Annotated in this window: 2 protein-coding genes; both read right to left on the bottom strand. The window is 64.0% G+C overall.

All coding sequences use genetic code 11. The features are described from left to right. Positions 1–296 (bottom strand): peroxiredoxin family protein (locus C1876_RS17400; RefSeq protein ID WP_211309581.1); only part of this gene is annotated, 296 nt, incomplete at its 3' end. A 10-nt stretch (positions 297–306) separates the two neighbouring features. Continuing rightward, the coding region (locus C1876_RS17395; protein ID WP_114547979.1) for a 4Fe-4S binding protein at positions 307–803 on the bottom strand (497 nt) is incomplete at its 5' end.

Genomic DNA, 803 nt, shown 5'->3' with positions numbered 1-803 from the left:
CGTGGGCTCGGCGAGATATTGGCGTAGGTCACGCCCTTCTCGTGGAGGATGTCGCGGGCGCAGGCAAGCTGCTCGTCGCTTTCGCCCGAGTCGGCCGCCACGCCGATGAGGTTCACGTTCTCCGTCTTGAACTGCTGGTACATCTCCTCGAGCTCGGGCATTTCGGCGATGCAGGTGCCGCAGCCGTTGTTCCAGAAGTTGACGATGGTCGCGTCCCAGTCGCCGAACACGTCGCTGCCGATGCTCTCGCCGTCGGTGTCCACGGCGGAAAACTCCGGGAAAGGGGTCTTCGACACGAGCTCGCCGTCAGGGGAGCTGCACCCGGCTAGCAGAGCCGCTCCCAGCAGGGCCGCCGCTGCGAGGGTCGCTATTCTTCTCAACATGATCGTTCTCCTTTGTCTCGGTTCGGTTCATCAGGGGAAATGAGAGGGAAATTGCCCGGGTGGGGCAGGTGCGCACGCAATCGCCGCACCGGATGCACTCGGTGTGATTCGGTGTGCGAAACGCTTCGACGTCCATCTTGCAGGTGCGGCTGCAGGTGCCGCAGGAGGTGCACGCGCGGGCGTCTACGTGGAGCCGGCAGGCCGATACCTTGTTGAAGGGAGCGTAGAACGCCCCCAGGGGGCACAGCCATTTGCAGAACGGCCGGTAGAAGAACACTGCCAGCGTCACAATGCGCAGAAGCAGGCAGGTCTTCCCCGTGAAAAGGGGTCCCAGGCCGGCGCGGATACCCTCGTCGGCGATGGCGAGGGGGATACCGCCTTCCAGAATGCCGGCCGGGCAGAGGTACTTGCAGAAGAAGG

It is taken from the genome of Eggerthella sinensis, from assembly GCF_003339815.1.
Taxonomy (GTDB): Bacteria; Actinomycetota; Coriobacteriia; order Coriobacteriales; family Eggerthellaceae; genus Eggerthella; species Eggerthella sinensis.
The sequence above is the reverse complement of the archived record's forward strand: the minus strand, read 5'-3'. Positions and strand labels throughout refer to the sequence as shown.